The organism is Pseudomonas acericola (SeqCode), assembly GCF_053456465.1.
This window is the reverse complement of record NZ_JBRFJB010000010.1, coordinates 99,250-118,422: the sequence shown is the minus strand read 5'-3', so window position 1 is coordinate 118,422 and position 19,173 is coordinate 99,250. Positions and strand designations below refer to the sequence as shown.

Sequence of the window (19,173 nt, the reverse complement as noted above, 5' to 3'; positions counted from 1 at the left end):
CCGAGACCATGGAATTGACGCTGGAAGCTGTGGCGCTTTTTGCACTTAAGCTGGTGCATGAGGTGGACGGTGGCAGCCCGGTTTTGCGTGATGATCCGGTGATGGGCGGGTATGACCGGGAGGTGTTTGGGTTGTTGGTGCGGCAGGGGGATTTGATTGGTGTTTTGGGGAAGGTGGATGAGTGTGTGGGGCAGGCGTTGGAGGCGGTGGGTGGGGCTGAGTCGGTGTTGGGGCGGGAGTTGCAGAGGCTGGCGGCTGATGTACAAAACGTCCATCAGCTCGATGAACTACCTGTGCCGCTAACGACCCTCAAGGATTACCTTAAAGACATCCAGTGAATCACTTATCAGCATACCGGCCAGGTACACCATCAACACCGCAACGCCTGCGTCCAGCCAACGCCACACCACGGGTGTGCGAAACAGGTGGGTCAACCGCTGACACCCCAACGCCAAGAGTACGAACCACAGCAGCGACGCGGTCATGGCCCCGGTCGCGAAGAGTGCTTGTTGGTTCAAGGGTTTTGCTGCGCCGATGGAGCCGATCAGCACGACGGTATCGAGCCAGGCGTAGGGATTAGCGAAACCCAAAACAACTGCCGTCCGCAACAGTCCTCGTTGCGATTGACCGTCTTGGGTATCCGGCATGGATTGGTCACGCAGGCAGGCCAACAGCCGCCGGGCGCCGAACCAAAGCAGGTAGGCCGCGCCGGAGATTAGCAACAGTGCGACCAGCGTTGGTCGACTTTCCAGCAGCGTCCCCAGACCAGCGATGCCCAGGGCAATCAGCAGAATATCGGCAACTACACAGATCGCGACCACTCCCCAGATAGGCCCGCGGCCGACACCTTGGCGAATGACCAAGGTGTCTTTGGGACCGGGGGCGGCGAACAGGCCGAGGCCCAGCACCAGGCCTTCGGTGAAGTAAGGTGTCATGGTGACTCTTCAAGGCAGATGTAAAGGAATGCAACACACGCCGTATTCGCAACGCTGTGGGAAACAACGAAACTGGCAGCGGTTTGCAGTCTGCACGGCCGGCTAACCGTGGCGGCATGCAGGCTGTCCTTTTTGACGAACAAAGATGGTCCATGAACATCACCCTCAGGGCGCTGATCGCCCGACGCAGCCGAGAGCTGGGCAAATCCATGACAACGTTAGCGAAAGAGTCGGGGATCTCTCGAACCTACCTCTACGGCCTGGCCGGTGGCGCCTCCCAAGACCCGTCGGTACGCACCCTGATCAAACTCGCAAAGGCACTCCAGGTTTCGCCACTGCTGCTGTTCCGCTACTTCGCCGACCTGGCAGGCGCGTCCGTTGATATCCATTCAATGGCAACCACCAACCGCGCCATCGGCCTGCATGACCCTAGCGACGTCGTTGTGTTCAACGCCGACGTCACCACCCCCGACCAAACCGTGGTGCTACCCGGCGAGACGTTCCAAAAAACCTGGGAAATTCAAAACCTCGGCAGCCGCCCCTGGCGCGGTCGCCGGCTGGTGCGGGTAGACAGCGAGTACGTCATAGCGCGCCGCACCGATGCTGGAGCCCCACTGGAAGTGGTGATGGACAGTCACCTACGCAGCCTCACCCACGAAATCCCCGTTGCGGACACCCTACCCGGCCAGCCGGTGCACCTCTCGGTGACCTTCGCCGCGCCCAAGGAAACCTGCACCGTCACGTCCATCTGGCGCATAGAAGATGAACACGGCCAGCCCTGTTATGGGCCCGCGTTTATCCTGCATGTCATCGTCAACGTCATGGCGCGCTGAGCGCTGCCCCACTAAAAGGATTGCCCTGTGATCGACTTCAATAACAAAGGCTTCTTCAAACTCAAACAAAACAACGAATACGCGGAACGCGTATCGGCCTTGCTGCTGGACGGCGAAACAGTAGTCGACGCTTACAAATCCATGCGCGACGGCGTGGTCTTCACTAACAAACGCATCATCGCCGTGAACGTGCAGGGGATTACCGGCAGCAAGAAGGACTTCACGTCGCTGCCGTACAAAAATATCGTCGCCTACTCGGTGGAAACGTCCGGGACGTTTGACCTGGATTCGGAGTTGGAGATTTACTTTTCATCGTTGGGAAAAGTGAAGTTTGAATTCACCGGCAAGACTTCGGTTGTGGAAATTTCCCGGTTGATTTCCAAACATCTGCTGGCCTGATCAGCGGGCAAAAAAAGACCTTGGCGCCCCAAGGTCTTTTTTACTGCCTACACAGTTAAACGGCCGTACCGCATCAAAATGTGGGAGCGGGCTTGCCCGCGAAGACGCCCGCCCCCACACCCTCAAACCACAGCCTTACACAACAACCCCATCCTCCCCGGCAACCCCATTCGGCAACATCCCATTCGCCAAATCATCCACCACCGCTTTCGCCATCTCCCCCAAATAATGCGCAGCCCAGGCATAGCGGTCGGCGCTGTTGTCCATCGCAGCATCCAGCGCCAGCAGCTTGGAACAGTGCAACAGCTCGGAGGCATGCTCCAGGGCTTCGCGGATGGGGACGCCAGAGTTGATACGGAACAGGTGGCGATGGTTGGGCGGTGTGCCGCAGGTGGAGAAGGTGATGATGTCCTGAAAGCTCCATCATGGACGCGTCGTATCTGCCGTATAAAAAGCGCACTTCGCCAAAGATGGCAAAACGCCACAACTAACGCTTGCCTACGATGTAGATAAAAGGAGAGGATGGGGTTCGCGGAACCTCATGAAAAGACTTAGACACACTCGAAAACCACACACAACAAAAAATACAAAACCTACCCCTTCCAAAGCAACAAACCGGCCTTCTTCAAAAAAGACAATAAAACCTATGAAACTAGACAAACTCACAGCACTTTATACAGAACTCCTAAAAGAATTTGCCAGTCATAACATAAAGTGCACCCTCCATTATAAAAATGAAAATCAATGGTTCGAACTGCATGGCATATCGATTAACACGTCAACAATTCAAAGCTTAGACAAATCCATAAAAGAACCAATCGCACAATACTCAACCAACAGCCTGACCGCAAGATACTATCTAAAAACATATGACGCGACAGTATCGCTAGCCTTCACAAAATCCCCACGAAAGGACACAAGGGCGCGTTACAGAGCCCTGATAGAGAAAACACAAGAAAGCTCGTCCAATGCATATAGGGTTTCCCACCACGCTCTGACACACCTGCTCGCAAAAGAAGCGTTTCGAGAAAAACTAGAGGCCTCAATTAACCTAGTCGACAAACAAGCCTCCCCCGACATTGAAACACAGGAAAGCGAGCATTCCGAAACGCTCGCAGTAATGGCGCTCGACATAGACTATTTCAAGCAAGTTAATGACACTTGGGGTCACCTATATGGGGATCAAGTTCTCAAAGCTTTCGGGAAACGTTTGGAGGACTGTGCTTCCGCAATAGAAAAATCTCCATTCCACCCGCTGGTATACCTAGGCCACCCGTCAGGTGAAGAATTCTTAGTTTTAATAACGGCAAGCGCGCCGCGAGAGCAGTTTTTCGCATGGGCAAATCAACTCAGATCTAGCATTTGTGACGTAATACTACCAAGCGATGATGAGTGGTGTTGGCTGTGCAAAAGCGACAATTTATCCGCATTAACGCCCCCCCCTCCCTCTGACAGAGGCATTTCCACTAGTATCGGGTTAGCTTTTCACACAGGCATGAACAAATCCGAATCTGGCTCAGATCAATCAGCAGGTTTACTCGACCTGGCGGATACAGCACTTTATAGAGCAAAAGCCGCTGGAAGAAATCAAGTAATACTTTATGATGAGATTCTATCTTCCTGCGGAAGAGTACTGGAGCAAGATACGAAAACAGGTGTAGTTGCATTAGATATTGGGTCTAATGTAGGCGTCCTGATAGGACAAGAATTCAAAGTCTACCATCCGACCTTCTCAGGAAAGACCAAATTTTCGGTCAACGATGGACGGACAACGAGAACACTAGGAATATATCCTCGTGTTGAGAGCTGTAGGATTGTAGTATTTAATTCCCAGCCTGAAATTTCATTTGCCTTTATAGACACGGCAGATAACTCAATAATTGAGTTGGCGGCCGGTTCGCATCTTGAGGCAATTCCGGCCGGAAGTATCGGGCATTTATTATCCAACTCTTCCAGATACTTCACGTCACCGTCCGATGGAATTCGGAGTGGTGATATAAAGCCTCTCCAAGAGTTTATAGCCTCATCTCAGGATACTCTCCCTTTCGCGATCGTTATACGATTCACAAAGGAAGCAGAATACTTAAAAAACTACGGCACCGCAGCCCTAAATAAAGCTCTAGCGAAACTATACAGCAGTGCCAAAACCGCACTTATAAACATAAATTTAATCGCAGTTCTAGACAGCGGCTCAATATGCTTAGTTGGTCCAAACGACAACTACAACGAAAACAACTTAAATTTGCTAATGAACGAAATCTCAGCAGAATTTCCTTCTCTTGAAGCTATTGCCGGCATATGCTGCAACGAGGACCTCTCTGCGCTAACAGACAAAGGGCACTTCAGTATAGACTCAAAAAGCATAATTGAGCTCGCAAGATTTTCTGCGTCTGGACTTATAAGCACCCCAAACACACACCTATACCACTTCGCTGTAGATACCCCTACAAAAACATTGCAAGCACTTCGAAAAACCCATTCCTTCGACATCGCTTATACAGACTTCAAACGACTAATAGATCTTGGCATCAACTCTTCATCCATATATAATCTAGGCGGGTTGACCGCAACCAATCTCGGACTAACATCGGAAGCGCTGAATCACTTTCAAGCTGCGTACACAAAAACCCCAAAAACCACCATATACAAAACCAACTTCGGCACCTCCGCCCTGAAACTTGGAGAGATAGAGTTAGGACTCAAGACACTAAACACCCTCAGCGCAATAGAAATAGAAAACACATACAAAAAACATCCCTATGGCTTTTTCGCATACGCTGCATTGCTAGCAAAAGCAAAGTTATCCGGATCAGTTTTTTTTGATGAGGCACGATTCAACTCCATTGCAGAGAGAGCATTGGCATTATCAGAAGTCTCACAGCACTTACCAAGTTCAAAGCAATCAATTATTAGCGCCTTGGAAACCTAAAACCTTATCCTTTTGATCGTTCCCACGCTCTGCGTGGTAATGCCGCAGGTGACGCTCTGCGTCACGCCTTCAAGAACGGACGCAGAGCGTCCAGGGATGCATTCCCACGCAGAGCGTGGGAACGATCAATCAGCCAGCACTTGTATCGACTGACACGCCGCCTTCGCGGGCAAGCCCGCTCCCACAGGTCAGAATTCCAGGCGGGCGCTCAAGCCGCCGTGTTCGAGGTTGCGCAACGCCAACCGACTCCCAATCTTGCCAACAATCATCTCCACAATCGCCAACCCCAGCCCCGCACCGTTGGCATTCCCCCGGCTATAAAACCGCTCAAACAATCGCCCCAACTCCGCTTCATCAATCCCCGGCCCCTGGTCTTCCACGCTCAAGCAGTTGGCACCAATCACCACCTTCACTTCGCTGCCAGCCGGCGAAAAATTCAACGCATTGGTCACCAGATTCTGCAACGCAATCGCCAGCGCAACTGGCTCAGTCTCCACCCACACCTCCTCCTCACCTTCCAGCACCAGCTCCACGCCTTTCTCCATGGCCAGCGGCGCCAGCTCGGCCAACTCTTCGCGCACCAGCTCGGTCAGTTGCACGCGGCTGCGCACCGGGTTGTTCAGTTGCGGTTCGATGCGGGCCATGGTCAGCAGTTGGCTGCCGATGCGGGTGGCTCGGTCGACGCCGTTGACTAAAAACTCCAGGGCTTCACGGCGTTGCTCCGGGGTCTCGGCGCTTTGTGCGTTTTGTGCGTGGATGCGCAGGATCGCCAACGGTGTGCGCAGTTCGTGGGCGGCGTCGGCGATGAAGCGGCGTTCGCGCTCCAAGAGGTCATCCACTTGCACGAGCAGCCGGTTCAGCGCGGTTTGCATGGGTTCCAGGTCGCTGGGCAGTGGCGCCAAGTGCAGCGGTTGCAAGGTGTCGGTATTGCGCCCGCGAATCGATAGGGCCATGGCGCGCAGCGGTTTGAAGCCCCAACCGATGACCAGCCAGATCAACACCGCCAGCAGCGGCACGCCGATCAACGTGGGCCAGAGGGTGTGGCGCATGATGCGCTGGATCACGTCCTGGCGAATGTCGTCGCGCTCGCCCACCCAAATCAATAACCCTTGCTGCGGGTCGGCGAGGAGGAAGGCGCACCAGTCGTTGCCGTTGTCCAGCAGGTCATGGGAGCCGAGGGTCGCGGGCGGTGCGGCCAGCACCGGTGCTTCGGCGGAGCGCACCAGCAGTTGGCCATCGCTGCTCCAGATCTGGAAGGTCAGGCGGGTTTCATAGGGATGGGCCACGCCCTCTTCCCCCACGCGGCTCATGGCCTGGTCAAAGGCCTCATGCAACCTGTTCCAGTCGGCTTCGCCAGGGTCGCGCTGACGCAATACGCCTTGCAGCAGGCGCGCGCTTTGGGCGAGTTGGGCGTCATAGACTTCTTCGATTTCGTGGTGGCTGTCGCGTAGCACCAGCCAGCTGATAAGCGCGTCGCCGAGCAGGATCAGGACCAATACGGGTATGAGGATGCGCGCGCGAACCGAGCTCATGGTTTAAGCACCAGCACGTAGCCGACACCGCGCACGGTGCGGATCAGCTCTGTGGATAACTTCTTGCGCAGGTTATGGATCAGCACTTCGAGGGTGTTGCTCTCGACCCGGTCCTGCCAGCCGTACAGCGCACGGGACAAGCGTTCGCGAGTCACCACCTTGCCGGGGCGCACCATCAGTTGGTGCAGCAGCTGGTATTCCATGGGAGTGACGATGATGTCCCCGGATTGATAACGCACTTGCTGGGTGGCCGGGTCGAGGCTGATGCCGGCGTGTTCCAGCAGCGGCTGCGCGCGGCCCTGGCTGCGGCGCAACAGGGCGCGCACGCGGGCCTTGAGTTCTTCGACGTCGAAGGGTTTGACCAGGTAGTCGTCGGCGCCGGCGTCGAGGCCGGCGATGCGTTCGGCGGTGCCATCGCGGGCGGTGAGGATCAGCACCGGTAGGTCGTGCTGCTCGGCGCGCAGTTGCTGCAACAGGTCGAGGCCGTCGAGGCGTGGCAGGCCGAGGTCGAGCAGGAGCAGGTCGAAGGACTCCGTGCGCAGCGCATGCAGGGCCGCCACGCCATCTTGCAGCCAATCGAGGGTGTAGCCTTCGGCGCCCAAGGCCACGCGAATCCCCTGGCCGAGGGCACGGTCATCTTCGACAAGGAGTAGGCGCATTACTGATTCTCTGTAGGAAACGGCGAAATCATGCCGGGTTTCAGCGGAGTGCCCCAGGCAAAGATGTTACGGCGCGTTGCCAACTAAGGTTGCACTAAGGTTGGTTTAGCACTGTGAAATCTCCCACATCTGCTGAGAGCTTTTCCATGCGCAAAATTCTCCTGTTGTCCCTCGTCCTCGCCAGCCCCCTGGCCCTCGCCGGCCCGCAGTGCACCACCGCCGAACGCTCGCAATGGCAAGACGAAAAAGCCTTCCAGGACAAGCTCAAGGCCGACGGCTACACGATCAGCAAGTTCAAGGTCACCGACGGCAACTGCTACGAGATCTACGGCTTCGACAAAGACAAGCGCAAGGTCGACATCTACCACGACCCGGTCACCGGCAAGGCCGTGAAGACTGAGATCAAAGGTTGATGCCAGGCGAATCCCTGCGCCTGTGGGACCCGTTGGTGCGGCTGTTTCATCTGTCGATCGCCGGGGTCTTTGTCGCCAATTACTTCTTTAACGAAGCGGGCGATGACTGGCATGTCTGGCTGGGCTACTACGCCATGGGCTGGCTGCTGGTGCGTTTGGTGTGGGGATTCGTCGGGCCGCGTAGCGCACGTTGGGCGGACTTTTGGCCTACACCCAAACGGCTGAATGCCCACCTGCGTTCGCTGCTCAGTCGCCGGCCGCTGCATCGCCTGGGCCATTCGCCGATGGGTGCGCTGGTGATGCTGCTGATGTTGCTCGCATTGCTCACCCTCGGCGTCAGCGGCTTTTTGATGCAGGAAGTCGATGCCCTGTGGGGCGCCGACTGGCCGCAACAAATCCACGAGACCGCCGCCAATGCGCTGCTGGGCCTGGTGGGTATCCATGTGCTGGCGGCGCTGTTTGAAAGTGTCCAGGTGCGCGACAACCTGCCGTTATCCATGCTCACTGGTCGCAGGAAGCGCCTGCCGGATGAACGTGGGCAGTAATCCTTTTATCCACAGGTCTCCTATGCGCTCCGTCCTATTGATTTGCGGTCTGCTGGCGGTGTTTTTCGCCGCCTGGCAAAGCCATCCGCCCCATGTGCTGGCGCCGTTTGCCCAGGCCAGCCCGAATACCGCGAAAGTCGCAGCGGCCCCGCAGTACACCAGCCGCTTTGTGTCGACACAGTTGACCGACTTTGTGCACTCATCCTCCGTCACCGCCCTGCCCGGCGGTGACCTGATGGCGGTGTGGTTTGCCGGCTCCCGCGAAGGCGCCGCCGATGTGCAGGTGCGCACCGCGCGCTTCGATGCCCACAGCGGTGAATGGGGTGCCGAGCAGGTACTGGCCACGCGGGAAAGCACCCGCGACGGCACCAAGCGCTACATCCGCAAACTCGGCAACCCGGTGATCGCCCTCGCGCCGGACAAACGCCTGTGGATGTTTTATGTGTCGGTGTCGGTGGGTGGCTGGGCCGCCAGCGCAATCAATGTGATGGTCTCGGATGACCTCGGCGCCAGTTGGTCGGCGCCGAGGCAACTGGTGACGTCGCCGTTTTTCAATATCAGCACCCTGGTGCGCGCCGCGCCGGTGTTCCACGCCGACGGCTCGATCGGTTTGCCGGTGTATCACGAGTTCATGGGCAAGTTTGCCGAGTACCTGTACTTGAGCGCCGATGGTGCGGTGATCGACAAATTCCGCATCAGCCGCGGCAAGCATTCGTTGCAACCGACCATCGTGCCGCTGGACGGCCAACGCGCCGTGGCGATGTTGCGGTACGCCGGCGACACCCATCACCGCGTGCTGGCCAGCCGCACCACCGACGCCGGGCAAACCTGGAGCGAGCCGTACCCGCTGGAGCCGGCCAACCCCAACTCGTCGTTGGCGGCGGTGGGCACTGAAGACGATGGTTTGCTGGTGGCCCTCAACGACCTGCAAGACGGCCGCTTCAAGCTCAGCCTCTACGGCACCGACGCCCAGCTCAGCCAGTGGCGCACCGTGGTGCAACTGGACCAATCGCCAGACCCGCTGGGCGCGCCGTTCTCCCCCGAGGCCTACAAAGAGATCATCGGCGAAGGCTTCCGCGCCTCCAGCGGCGCGAAACGTTTGCCGCTGGAACAGCGCTTCCTGAGCAACCTGGATTACCGCGTGTGCAAACCCCGTGGCTGCGATTTCGAGTACGAGTACCCGTATTTCAGCCGCAGCCCGGACGGTACTTACCACTTGGTCTATTCGTGGAATAACACCTTTATCAAACATGTCAGCTTCAACGAAGCCTGGCTGGCGGAGCGTCTGTGATGGTTTCTCTGTGGCAGGCCCATTTGAGTTTTGTGTTGCTGGGGTTTGTGGCGCTGTGCGCGCTGCGCGTCACCCAGCCGTGGCGGCCGTGGTTGTTGCCGGTGTTGGTGGCGCTGAGTTTTATCCCGGTCAATGAGTTGCCGTTGGCGGCGTATGTGCGCAGTTTTACGGATGATCTGGCGATCAGCACGCTGGTGTTGCTGGGGTGGGTTGCATTGAGCCGATTGGGCTTGGTGCAGCCGCTTGCTCGCCCGCACCGGGTGCAAATGTTGCTGCTGTTCTGTGTGCTGGGCCTGGTGTTGTACCCGGCGACGATGGGGCTGACGTATGTCGATCCGTATCGTTGGGGGTTCAATCCCCGGCCGATGATTGTGCTGGTGGCGGCCTTGGCACTGCTGATGTTGGCCCTGCGCAATACGCTGGCGGTTTGGATGTTGGTGGTGGGGACGCTGGCGTTTGCGCTGCGGCTGAAGGCGTCGGAGAACTATTGGGATTATCTGGTCGATCCGCTGCTGGCGGTCTACTGCGTCATCGCTGGATTAATGCAATTCAAACTGTGGGAGCGGGCTTGCCCGCGATAGCGGTGTATCAGTCGCCGTTGTTTCAACTGAACCACCGCTATCGCGGGCAAGCCCGCTCCCACATGGGTTCTGCGGCGTTTTGAAGAATGAGGAAGATGATGAGTGCGTTGCAATCACGCCGCCTGCGCTACGGCGTAGGCGCGATCGGCTTGGTGTTTGTGTTGCTGGCGGCGTTGCGGCTGGTGTTCGTGCTGGGCTTTTCCGGCCTGCCGCTAAACACGCCGCACCTGCTGGAAACCCTCGGCATCGGCCTGCGTTTCGACCTGCGCCTGGCGCTGTTGCTCCTGCTGCCGCTGGCCGTGCTGGCCTGGCTGCCGCGCTGGAACCTCATCACCCTGCCCGCCCTGCGCTGGCTGGCGCGCGGTTATCTGGTGGTGGCCTTGGCCGTGGTCGGCCTGGTCTACATCATCGACTTCGGCCACTACGCCTACCTCGGCGTGCGCATCAACGCGACCGTATTGCGCTACCTGCAAGACGCACAGATTTCTCAGCAGATGGTGTGGGAAACCTACCCAGTGCTGTGGATAACGGCCTGTTGGCTAACAGCCGTGTCGCTGTGGGTGTGGGCACTGGTGTGCCTGGAGCGCTTGACCCTGGATCGTCCGGCCCGCCCCATGCGCAAATGGGCGCTGGTGCCCATCTGTATGATCGGCGTTGTCGGCGTGCTGCTGGCCCTGCTCGGCCGCGTCGCCAACCTCAACCTGGAAAACCCGGTGCCCCTGCGCTGGAGCGATGCGTTCTTTTCCGGCAACAGCCAATTGGCCGCCGTGGGCCTGAACCCGGTGTTGTTTTTGTACGACACCGTCAAGGTCGGCCAATCGCAATTCGATGAACACAAGGTGCGCGAGCACTACCCGCAAATCGCCCACTACCTGGGAATTGCTCAGCCCGACTCAGAGCAACTTGATTTCACCCGCGAACAAGCCGTGCAGCCCTATCGCCTGGCTGGCGAACGCCCGCCCAACGTGATTTTCGTGATGCTCGAATCCCTCGGCACCAGTGCCGTCGGCGCCTACGGCAACCCGCTGAACCCCACGCCAAACCTGGACAAACTGGCCACGCAAAGCTGGTTCTTCAAACACTTCTACGTGCCCGTCACCGGCACCGCCAAGACCGTGTGGGCCAGCATCAGCGGCGTACCGGACGTGACCCGCCAGGAGACCGCCACGCGCAACCCGCTGATCACCCGCCAACACACGCTGATCAACGCGTTCGCGGGTTACCAGAAGTTCTACATGATCGGCGGCAATGCCGGCTGGGCGAACATCAACGCGCTGATCCGCCAGAGCATCGACGGTGTGCAACTCTATGAAGAAAGCCACTGGCGCTCGCCACGGGTGGACGTGTGGGGCATTTCCGACCTGGACCTGTTCAAGGAAGGCGACCAATTGCTGCGCGCCGTGCCCGAGGACCAGCCGTTCTTCGCCTACCTGCAAACCTCCGGCAACCACCGGCCGTTCACCATCCCCCAGCACAATGATGGGTTTCAGATGGCCGACGTGACCCTGGAACAAGTCCAGGCCGCCGGTTCACGCAGCGTCGAGCAGTACAACGCGGTGCGCCTGCTGGACTACAACATCGGCCGTCTGATGGAGATCGCCAAGGCCGGCGGCTGGTACGACAACAGCATCTTTGTGTTCTTCGGCGACCACAACACGCGCATCAGCCAGATCCCGCACATGGCGCCGGCCTTCGAACAGCTGGGTTTGGAGAGTAATAACGTGCCGCTGCTGATCCACGCCCCCGGCCTGGCGCCACGGGTGATCGAGGAAGCGGTGGGCCTGGCTGATCTGCTGCCCACCGTGGCCGGCATGGCGGGCATGCCGTTTCGCAATGGCGCGCTGGGCCGCGACATCCAGCAGCCCGCGCCCGAAGGCGAACGCGTGGTGCCGCTGGTCCTGCGCGAAGGTACTTTCCCCATCATCGGCGGCGTGACCCAGCACTTCCTGTTGCAAATGCAACACGACGGCAGCTCGCCGACCCTGCATGACCTGGCCTCGCCAACCCCGCGCGAGGACGTGGCCGCGCAGCATCCGCAAGAGTTTCAGCGCTTGCAGGGGCTGACCCGGGGACTGCATGAAAGTGCGCGGTTGATGTTGTTCAGGAATGTGCGCGAGTGATTACTTGGGCTGGAAGGTTTCGAGGTAGGCCAGGAGGTTGTCGATCTTTTCCTGGTCGCTGATACCCCAGAAGATCATCCGCGTGCCGCTCACCACCTTTTTCGGTGCTTCTATATAGGCGGCGAGTTTGTCGCGGGTCCAGACCACGCCGGAGTTTTTCATCGCGTCGGAGTATTGATAGTCGGTGGTGGTGCCGGCAGGTCGGCCGATGATGCCATTCAGCTCCGGGCCAAACCCGCCCCGCGCGCCTTCGCCCACGCTGTGGCAGCCGCCGCAAGTCTTGGTGAAGAGTTTGCCGCCGGCCTCGGCATCGCCGGCCGCAAAAGCGGGGCTGGCGCTGAGGATCAGGGCAAGGGTGATCAAGGTGTACTTCATGCAGGGCTCCCCATCAGGTGTCGCGGGCGATTATGCCTGTTTGTCAGGAACGCATGCCCATCCAGATCACGGCTTCGGTCCACGCCGTGACCATCGGCGTCAGCCCACGGAACCAGGGGTCGTGCGCATTAATCTGTGCGGCCGAGTGGTCGTGGTGGTGTTGTTCTTCCTCGACAATCGAGGCAATCGCCGCCACGGCCTGTGGGTCGATGTCGCGCAGTGTGTGCAGTTGATGCGCCAGGTGGCGCAGCACCACGCTTTCCACGGCAACGGTGGTGGCAATAATGGCCTTGCGCCCACACAGCCCGGTGATCAAGCCCAGCACCCCGCCGCCCAGGCCACACAGCCAGTAACTGCGGCAGCGCCGGTAACCACGGCGTTGCAACTCGGCCCTGAACACCTCGCGGTGGCGGCGTTCGTGGCTGAGGAATTCCTGGAGTTCCGCCACCATGCTGGGGACAAACAACCGGGCCATGAACAACTGGCCGCTGTAGATGCAGATCGCGCCATGTTCGCCGGCGTGGTCGACTTTGATCATGCGGTTGCCGATATCCGGGTCGGTCACGGTTGACTGCCTTGTGCGGGGGCTTGAGGTGGGCGGAGTATCCAGCAAGCCCATTCTTATGACCACCCATCGCTTCAAACACATCCAATCGAACCTATGCCGGCGTGTTCTACTCCACCCCTATGAACCCTGATGGTGGAGTAAGGATCATGGCTCAGCCATCGATTTTAGTGCTGGAAGACGACGAGATCATTCGTTCGTTAATGGTGGATGTGCTGGAGGAATTCGGGGCGCTGGTGACGTCGTTTCCTTCGGCGGATGAAGGGATGATTTACCTGGAACGCGGCGATGAGCCGGTGGACCTGATTGTCAGTGATATCCAGATGCCGGGGTTGCTCAACGGCTATGACTTGAGCCGGGTGGTGGCGCATCGCTGGCCGGGGGTGCCGGTGTTGCTGACATCCGGCAATACCAAGTTGGCGGCGCAACTGGGCAGCTCCGTGCGGTTCCTGCCCAAGCCATGGAGTGCCGAGCATTTGCTTGAGCAGGTGCAAACGGCTTTGACACCGCAGGGGCCGTCCATGCATTGATAGCTTCACGACATCACTGAAACCGAACTTCGCGACACGCTCTACGGTCATTAATGAGGCATGGAGCGACTTTTCTGATCCGCTGGTCAGCCTTTTCGCCTTGTGCGCACAGTTGACGGCATTGAGGTGTGTAGAATCGTCGCCCATTTCCACGCGTCATTCATGGCCGAAAGGCCCACAGTTCGAGCTTATTGAATGCATTCACAGGCCCATGACGTTGGTGCGCCCACCTTGCTGGAAGCGTTGCGCACAGGCACTGCCCTGCTGCACGTCGCGCTGGAGAAACGTCTGCCGTTTTTCTCTGAACGCCTGGATGCAGACTGGTACGGGCGTCTGCTGCGAGCGTACTACGGCTTTTATGGGCCAATGGAAGCAGCTCTGTATGACATTGGCTTGATCCCCGAGGGATTCGACCCAGTGCTACGCGTGAAAACGCCGACACTGCTGAATGACCTACGCGCCTTGGGCATGGGTGACACGGCCATCTGCGCCCTGCCCCGCTGCGCCGCACTCCCGACATTGGAAACCCCCGAAGCATGCCTCGGCGCCCTGTATGTGCTGGAAGGCGCGACCCTGGGCGGCCAAGTCTTGCGCCGGGAAATGGCCCAGCGCCTGGACCTGGACGCCAACAACGGCGGCGCGTTTCTCAATGTATACGGCGCAGAGACCGGTCGGCGCTGGAAGGATTTCCTCGATTACCTGGGCCGCCAGCCGCTGGATGCTTGTGCAAAACAGCGCGCGGCAGAGGCAGCCCGTTCAACATTCAGCTGTTTTGAGCAATGGCTCGACAGCCAGGAGGTACTGCTATGAAACCCGAAGATTTTGAAGAGCTGCTTGCCAACTGTGCCGACGAGCCCATTCGCTTTCCGGGGGCGATCCAGCCCCATGGCGTGTTGCTGACCTTGTCGGAACCAGGCCTGGAAATCATCCAGGTGAGCGCCAACGTCGGCACCTTGTTCGGCCACGCGCCCGAGGCGCTGCTGGGCCAACCGCTGCACACGCTGATGGGCAGCGAGCAAGCCCAGGCTGTTGCAGCCATGGCCGAAAACAACACGTTTTTTGATGCACCACCGCTGCACGTCACCTTCAACGGCGCGCAATTCGAAGGCTTGCTGCATCGCCATCAAAACGTGCTGGTGCTGGAGTTCGAACCGCTGCTCAAGGATTTCCGTCCACGGGCGTTGAACGGTCGCACCAGTGACCTGGGCAAGATGCTGCAACGTTTGCAGGCGGCGAAAACCCTGCAAGCGCTGTACGAAATCAGCGTGAATGAAATCCAGGCCATGACCGGTTACGACCGCGTGCTGATCTACCGCTTCGAAGACGAAGGCCACGGCCAGGTGATCGCCGAAGCGTCGGCGCCATCCATGGAGCTTTTCAACGGGCTGTTCTTCCCGGCGTCCGACATCCCCGAGCAGGCCCGCGAGCTGTATCGCACCAACTGGCTGCGCATCATCCCCAATGCGGCGTACGAGCCTGTGCCGCTGCTGCCCAAGCTGCGACCGGACACGGGACAGCCACTGGACTTGAGCTTCGCCACCCTGCGCAGCGTGTCGCCGATTCACTGCCAGTACATGCAGAACATGGGCGTGCTGTCGTCCATGAGCATCTCGCTGATGAAGGGCGACAAGCTCTGGGGCTTGATCAGTTGCGGCAATCGCCAGCCCCTGTTGGTGCCCAACGACCTGCGTACCGCCTGCCAGACCATTGGCCAGGTGCTGTCGTTACAGATCAGCGCCATGGAAGCCCTGGACCTGAGCCGCCAGCGCGAGGAAAAAGTCGAGGCCCTGGCGCTGCTGGATCAAGCGATGAAAGCGTCCGAACAGAACGTGTTCGACGGCCTGGCCCAACAAGGCCAGTTGCTGATGGACCTGACCTTGTCCGGCGGCGTGGCGATCATCGAAGACAAGCAACTGCACCGCTACGGCAACTGCCCGGAGCCGGCGCAGATCCGCGCCTTGCACAAGTGGCTGCAACAGAGCGGCGAGCCGGTGTTTTCCAGCCATAACCTGGCCTCGGTGTACCCGCCGGCGGCCGAGTTCCAGCAGGTTGCCAGTGGCGTCTTGGCCATGAGCCTGCCCAAGCCTGTGGATAACGGGGTGCTGTGGTTCCGCCCGGAAGTGAAAGAGAACATCAATTGGAGCGGTGACCCAAAAAAACCACTGGATCTGGAAAACTCCGACGCCGGCCTGCGCCTTCGCCCACGCACCTCGTTTGAAATCTGGAAGGTGGAAATGGCCGGCATCTCTACCAAGTGGAGCCATGGCGACCGCTTTGCCGCCAACGACCTGCGCCGTTCCGCCCTGGAAAACGACTTGGCGCGCCAAGTGCTGCGCGAGCAACAGGCCGTGCGTGCGCGGGATGAGCTGGTCGCGGTGGTTTCCCACGACCTGCGCAACCCGATGACCGTCATCTCCATGCTCTGCGGCATGATGCAAAAGGCGTTCAGCTCGGATGGCCCACATACCTCGCGGCGGATTTCCTCGGCCATCGACACCATGCAACAGGCCGCCGGGCGCATGAATGTGTTGCTGGAAGATTTGCTCGACACTTCGAAGATCGAGGCCGGTCGCTATGTGGTCAAGCCGGTGGCGCTGGATGTCAGCCAGATCTTTGAAGAGGCCTATTCCCTGCTGGCGCCCCTGGCGATGGAAAAAGGCATCGACCTGTCGTTCAACGCCGAGCCTGGCCTGCAGATTAATGCCGACCCGGAGCGCCTGTTCCAGGTGCTGTCCAACCTGATTGGCAATGCCATCAAGTTCACGCCGCGCCAGGGCAATATCGGCATCAGCGCCATGAGCAACGGCGAAGAAATCGTGTTTTCGGTGCGCGACTCCGGTGAGGGTATTGCGCCGGAGCAACTGCCACACGTGTTTGATCGCTATTGGACGCAGACCGAAAACAATCCCACCGGCAGTGGCCTGGGGCTGTATATCACCCAGGGGATCATCCAGGCCCATGGCGGCAAGATTGTTGCTGAAAGTGAGGTGGGGCGTGGCAGTGAGTTCCGCTTTACGGTGCCCAAGGTGACTGGGGACTCCCATACCTGATGGCGTTACGTTTTGAGGTGAGGCGTTTATAGGCTAGCCGCCTCAGGCTCTGTAGGTTCGGCGGGCGTCGCGGTGGGTGCAAACCCGTCACGACGTCCCCTTACATTCAGAGGAATACGCAATGGAATATTTTTGGGTCCCTATCGCAACCTTCGTGAACAACATGCAGCAGCCCAACAGCAAACCAGCGCCAAACGCGTCCACACGGCCGCCGCAGCTCACTCAAAGCGCTACCATCGATTTCAGCGGCGCAAACACCCAGAAAAAGCGCACCATCGACAGCTTGGGCGGTGGAAGGATCATCTGACAACTGCCTGAAAAGGAGGCTGCGGCAAGCGGCCCCCTGCCTATTACCTCGACAAAATACTGACATCCGCTGGGTTAACCTGCGTGTTTATCTTGCACAGGGTCTTCATGCTTATGTTTCAACCGGCCGTTCTTGCGGGCCCACTCCTGCGCCGACTCGAACCCCAACGCCTGGTGTTATGGCTGGTAGGCAGTCGCCAACTGTCGCTGACCCTCCGGCTGCAGGTAACCGGGCAGCCTCTGGAGATCGCGCTGGGCCCCGGCCAATGCCAAGTCGTGCCGGTAGGACGCGATGCCTTTATCCACCTGATCGACGTGCGGCTTGACGAAGCGCTACCCCAGGACGTGGTCATCGGCTACGACCTGCTGGTCGATGGCTGCGGCATCGCCGAGTGGGCACCACACTTGCTGTACGCCGGGACCCCGAACTTCATTCTCCACAGCCGCATCCACCAGTTGGTGCATGGCTCTTGCCGTAAACCACACCACCGTGCCGACGAAGGCTTGCTGTGCGTAGACCGCCTGCTGGCCAGCGCCCACACCCCGGCCGAACGCCCTGCCCTGTTGATGATGAGCGGCGACCAAATCTACGCCGACGATGTCGCCGGGCCGATGCTGCGGGCGATCCATGCACTGATCGAGCGGCTGGGCCTGTTCGATGAATCCCTCGACGGTGCCGTGGTAGAGGACAGCTCCAGCCTCTACGGGCATCGCGCCAGCTACTACCATCGCGCCGACCTGCTGCCCGCACTGGACAGCAACGAGACCCTGCGCGAGCGTTTTTTTGGCGGCGTAAAGAAGCCGATCTTCACCAGCAGCACCGCCGACAATCACTTGGTGACCTTCGCCGAAGTCATCGCCATGTACTTGCTGGTGTGGTCGCCCACGCCCTGGACGCTGATTACCCCTGAACCGCCGCAACTGAACGCCGAAGAACAGCAGCGTTATGCCCACGAACAGGTGCAGATCGAGCGGTTCCGCGATGGGCTACCGGGCGTCGCACGGGTATTTGCCCACCTGTCTACCCTGATGATCTTCGACGACCACGACATCACCGACGACTGGAACCTCAGCGCCCAGTGGGAAGAAACCGCCTACGGCCACCCGTTCTCCAAGCGCATCATCGGTAACGCGCTGCTGGCCTATCTCCTGTGCCAGGGCTGGGGCAACCAACCGGACGTCTTCGACGAGCTGCTGGACCAGGTCCAAGCACTCACCGCCGAGGCCCAGGGCAATCACCTCGACGCACGCACGCAGGATGAATTGCTCGAAACCCTGCTGAAATTCCAGCACTGGCACTACGTATTGCCGACCACGCCCGCCCTGGTAGTGCTCGATACCCGCACCCGCCGCTGGCGCAGCGAGTTCAACCTCACGCAACCCTCCGGCCTGCTGGACTGGGAAGCCTTGAGCGAACTGCAACAGGAGCTGCTAGACCATCCGAGCGCCATCATCGTCTCGCCCGCACCGATCTTTGGCGTGAAGCTGATCGAGACCATACAAAAGGTGTTCAGTTGGTGCGGCTACCCACTGCTGGTGGACGCCGAAAACTGGATGGCCCACCGCGGCGCGGCCCAGGTGATCCTCAATATTTTCCGCCACTCTCGCACGCCGGGTAACTACGTGATCCTCTCCGGGGACGTGCATTACTCGTTCGTCTACGAGGTGCTGATCCGCCACCGCAACGCCGGCCCGAAGATCTGGCAAATCACCAGCAGCGGCATCAAGAACGAATTCCCGCCACGTTTGCTGGAATGGTTCGACCGCCTCAACCGCTGGCTCTATTCACCGCGCTCGCCGCTGAACTGGTTCACGCGCCGACGCACCATGCAGGTGGTACCGCATATCCCGGAGCACGCCGAAGCGGGTGAACGGTTGTGGAACTCGGCGGGGATTGGCCAGGTGTTTTTCAACGAACAGGGCCAGCCTGAGGCAATCTACCAGCACAACGCGGATGGCAAGCCTCGGACGAGGATGGTGGCGCCGCAGTAATAGCCCATCGCCACACCGACTAAAGCACCTCCTCCACCCTATTCAAACCCCGCAAGCCGCGATGTACAGTAGCCCCAGCCACGGAGTATCGGCGTCAACCATGACTGGCCTTGGGAGC

General features: G+C 59.1%; 20 protein-coding genes. 14 read left to right on the top strand and 6 right to left on the bottom strand.

All coding sequences use genetic code 11. The annotated features are described in order from the left end of the window. Positions 1-8: 8 nt before the first annotated feature. The gene (locus ACU688_RS25645; protein WP_448186885.1) at positions 9-338 is read left to right on the top strand and encodes a hypothetical protein; all 330 of its coding nucleotides are present in this window, start codon (positions 9-11) and stop codon (positions 336-338) included. Here ACU688_RS25645 and ACU688_RS25640 read toward each other — a convergent pair. After that, positions 300-935 (bottom strand): LysE/ArgO family amino acid transporter, encoded by a 636-nt coding sequence (locus ACU688_RS25640; protein WP_448186884.1) that lies wholly within the window; start codon positions 933-935, stop codon positions 300-302. The genes ACU688_RS25645 and ACU688_RS25640 overlap by 39 nt on opposite strands. A gap of 152 nt (positions 936-1,087) precedes the next feature. Here ACU688_RS25640 and ACU688_RS25635 point away from each other — a divergent pair, with 152 nt between their 5' ends. Next, on the top strand, positions 1,088-1,768 hold the full coding sequence (locus tag ACU688_RS25635; RefSeq protein WP_448186883.1) for an NBR1-Ig-like domain-containing protein: 681 nt from the start codon (positions 1,088-1,090) through the stop codon (positions 1,766-1,768). Between the two features lie 27 nt (positions 1,769-1,795). Then, on the top strand, positions 1,796-2,167 hold the full coding sequence (locus ACU688_RS25630; RefSeq protein WP_448186882.1) for a PH domain-containing protein: 372 nt from the start codon (positions 1,796-1,798) through the stop codon (positions 2,165-2,167). Between the two features lie 135 nt (positions 2,168-2,302). On the opposite strand, the gene ACU688_RS25625 is transcribed toward ACU688_RS25630, so the two are convergent. After that, positions 2,303-2,575 (bottom strand): DUF3077 domain-containing protein, encoded by a 273-nt coding sequence (locus tag ACU688_RS25625; RefSeq protein ID WP_448186922.1) that lies wholly within the window; start codon positions 2,573-2,575, stop codon positions 2,303-2,305. A 133-nt stretch (positions 2,576-2,708) separates the two neighbouring features. On the opposite strand from ACU688_RS25625, the gene ACU688_RS25620 reads away from it, so the two are divergent. Further along, complete coding sequence (locus ACU688_RS25620; protein WP_448186881.1) at positions 2,709-5,096, top strand: diguanylate cyclase domain-containing protein; 2,388 nt, start codon at positions 2,709-2,711, stop codon at positions 5,094-5,096. Between the two features lie 188 nt (positions 5,097-5,284). Here ACU688_RS25620 and ACU688_RS25615 read toward each other — a convergent pair whose 3' ends face one another. Next, positions 5,285-6,628, bottom strand: coding sequence for an ATP-binding protein (locus ACU688_RS25615; protein ID WP_448186880.1), 1,344 nt, complete (start codon positions 6,626-6,628; stop codon positions 5,285-5,287). Then, entirely contained in the window at positions 6,625-7,287 is a 663-nt protein-coding gene (locus ACU688_RS25610; RefSeq protein ID WP_448186879.1) for a response regulator, read from the bottom strand. The genes ACU688_RS25615 and ACU688_RS25610 overlap by 4 nt, the downstream gene beginning before the upstream one ends. A gap of 146 nt (positions 7,288-7,433) precedes the next feature. Between ACU688_RS25610 and ACU688_RS25605 the strand changes: the two genes are divergently transcribed. The 5 genes from ACU688_RS25605 (at position 7,434) to ACU688_RS25585 (ending at position 12,237) form a co-directional block, all read left to right on the top strand. Continuing rightward, the gene (locus ACU688_RS25605; RefSeq protein ID WP_448186878.1) at positions 7,434-7,700 is read left to right on the top strand and encodes a PepSY domain-containing protein; all 267 of its coding nucleotides are present in this window, start codon (positions 7,434-7,436) and stop codon (positions 7,698-7,700) included. Further along, the gene (locus ACU688_RS25600) at positions 7,700-8,245 is read left to right on the top strand and encodes a cytochrome b/b6 domain-containing protein (RefSeq protein WP_448186877.1); all 546 of its coding nucleotides are present in this window, start codon (positions 7,700-7,702) and stop codon (positions 8,243-8,245) included. Before ACU688_RS25605 ends, ACU688_RS25600 begins: the two co-directional genes overlap by 1 nt. A gap of 22 nt (positions 8,246-8,267) precedes the next feature. Beyond that, a complete protein-coding gene (locus ACU688_RS25595) occupies positions 8,268-9,536 on the top strand; it encodes a sialidase family protein (protein WP_448186876.1) in 1,269 nt (422 codons plus the stop codon). Further along, the gene (locus tag ACU688_RS25590) at positions 9,536-10,117 is read left to right on the top strand and encodes a hypothetical protein (protein WP_448186875.1); all 582 of its coding nucleotides are present in this window, start codon (positions 9,536-9,538) and stop codon (positions 10,115-10,117) included. Before ACU688_RS25595 ends, ACU688_RS25590 begins: the two co-directional genes overlap by 1 nt. Positions 10,118-10,215: 98 nt before the next feature. Further along, positions 10,216-12,237: an LTA synthase family protein gene (locus ACU688_RS25585; protein WP_448186874.1), complete on the top strand. Its 2,022-nt coding sequence runs from the start codon at positions 10,216-10,218 to the stop codon at positions 12,235-12,237. Here the strand turns inward: ACU688_RS25585 and ACU688_RS25580 are convergent, their stop codons facing one another. Then, positions 12,238-12,612 carry a c-type cytochrome gene (locus tag ACU688_RS25580; protein ID WP_448186873.1) on the bottom strand — a complete coding sequence of 125 codons (375 nt, stop codon included), beginning with the start codon at positions 12,610-12,612 and terminating at the stop codon, positions 12,238-12,240. It lies immediately after the preceding gene. A 43-nt stretch (positions 12,613-12,655) separates the two neighbouring features. Beyond that, positions 12,656-13,177 carry a demethoxyubiquinone hydroxylase family protein gene (locus ACU688_RS25575; protein ID WP_448186872.1) on the bottom strand — a complete coding sequence of 174 codons (522 nt, stop codon included), beginning with the start codon at positions 13,175-13,177 and terminating at the stop codon, positions 12,656-12,658. A 149-nt stretch (positions 13,178-13,326) separates the two neighbouring features. Between ACU688_RS25575 and ACU688_RS25570 the strand changes: the two genes are divergently transcribed. The 5 genes from ACU688_RS25570 to ACU688_RS25550 all read left to right on the top strand — a co-directional run bounded on the left by ACU688_RS25570 (position 13,327) and on the right by ACU688_RS25550 (position 19,055). Further along, on the top strand, positions 13,327-13,707 hold the full coding sequence (locus ACU688_RS25570; RefSeq protein ID WP_448186871.1) for a response regulator: 381 nt from the start codon (positions 13,327-13,329) through the stop codon (positions 13,705-13,707). A gap of 195 nt (positions 13,708-13,902) precedes the next feature. Continuing rightward, positions 13,903-14,517: a biliverdin-producing heme oxygenase gene (locus ACU688_RS25565; protein ID WP_448186870.1), complete on the top strand. Its 615-nt coding sequence runs from the start codon at positions 13,903-13,905 to the stop codon at positions 14,515-14,517. Next, complete coding sequence (locus ACU688_RS25560) at positions 14,514-16,757, top strand: ATP-binding protein (protein WP_448186869.1); 2,244 nt, start codon at positions 14,514-14,516, stop codon at positions 16,755-16,757. The genes ACU688_RS25565 and ACU688_RS25560 overlap by 4 nt, the downstream gene beginning before the upstream one ends. Positions 16,758-16,878: 121 nt before the next feature. Then, on the top strand, positions 16,879-17,064 hold the full coding sequence (locus ACU688_RS25555; protein WP_448186868.1) for a hypothetical protein: 186 nt from the start codon (positions 16,879-16,881) through the stop codon (positions 17,062-17,064). Positions 17,065-17,171: 107 nt separating this feature from the next. Then, positions 17,172-19,055 carry an alkaline phosphatase D family protein gene (locus ACU688_RS25550; RefSeq protein ID WP_448186867.1) on the top strand — a complete coding sequence of 628 codons (1,884 nt, stop codon included), beginning with the start codon at positions 17,172-17,174 and terminating at the stop codon, positions 19,053-19,055. Positions 19,056-19,173: the final 118 nt, after the last annotated feature.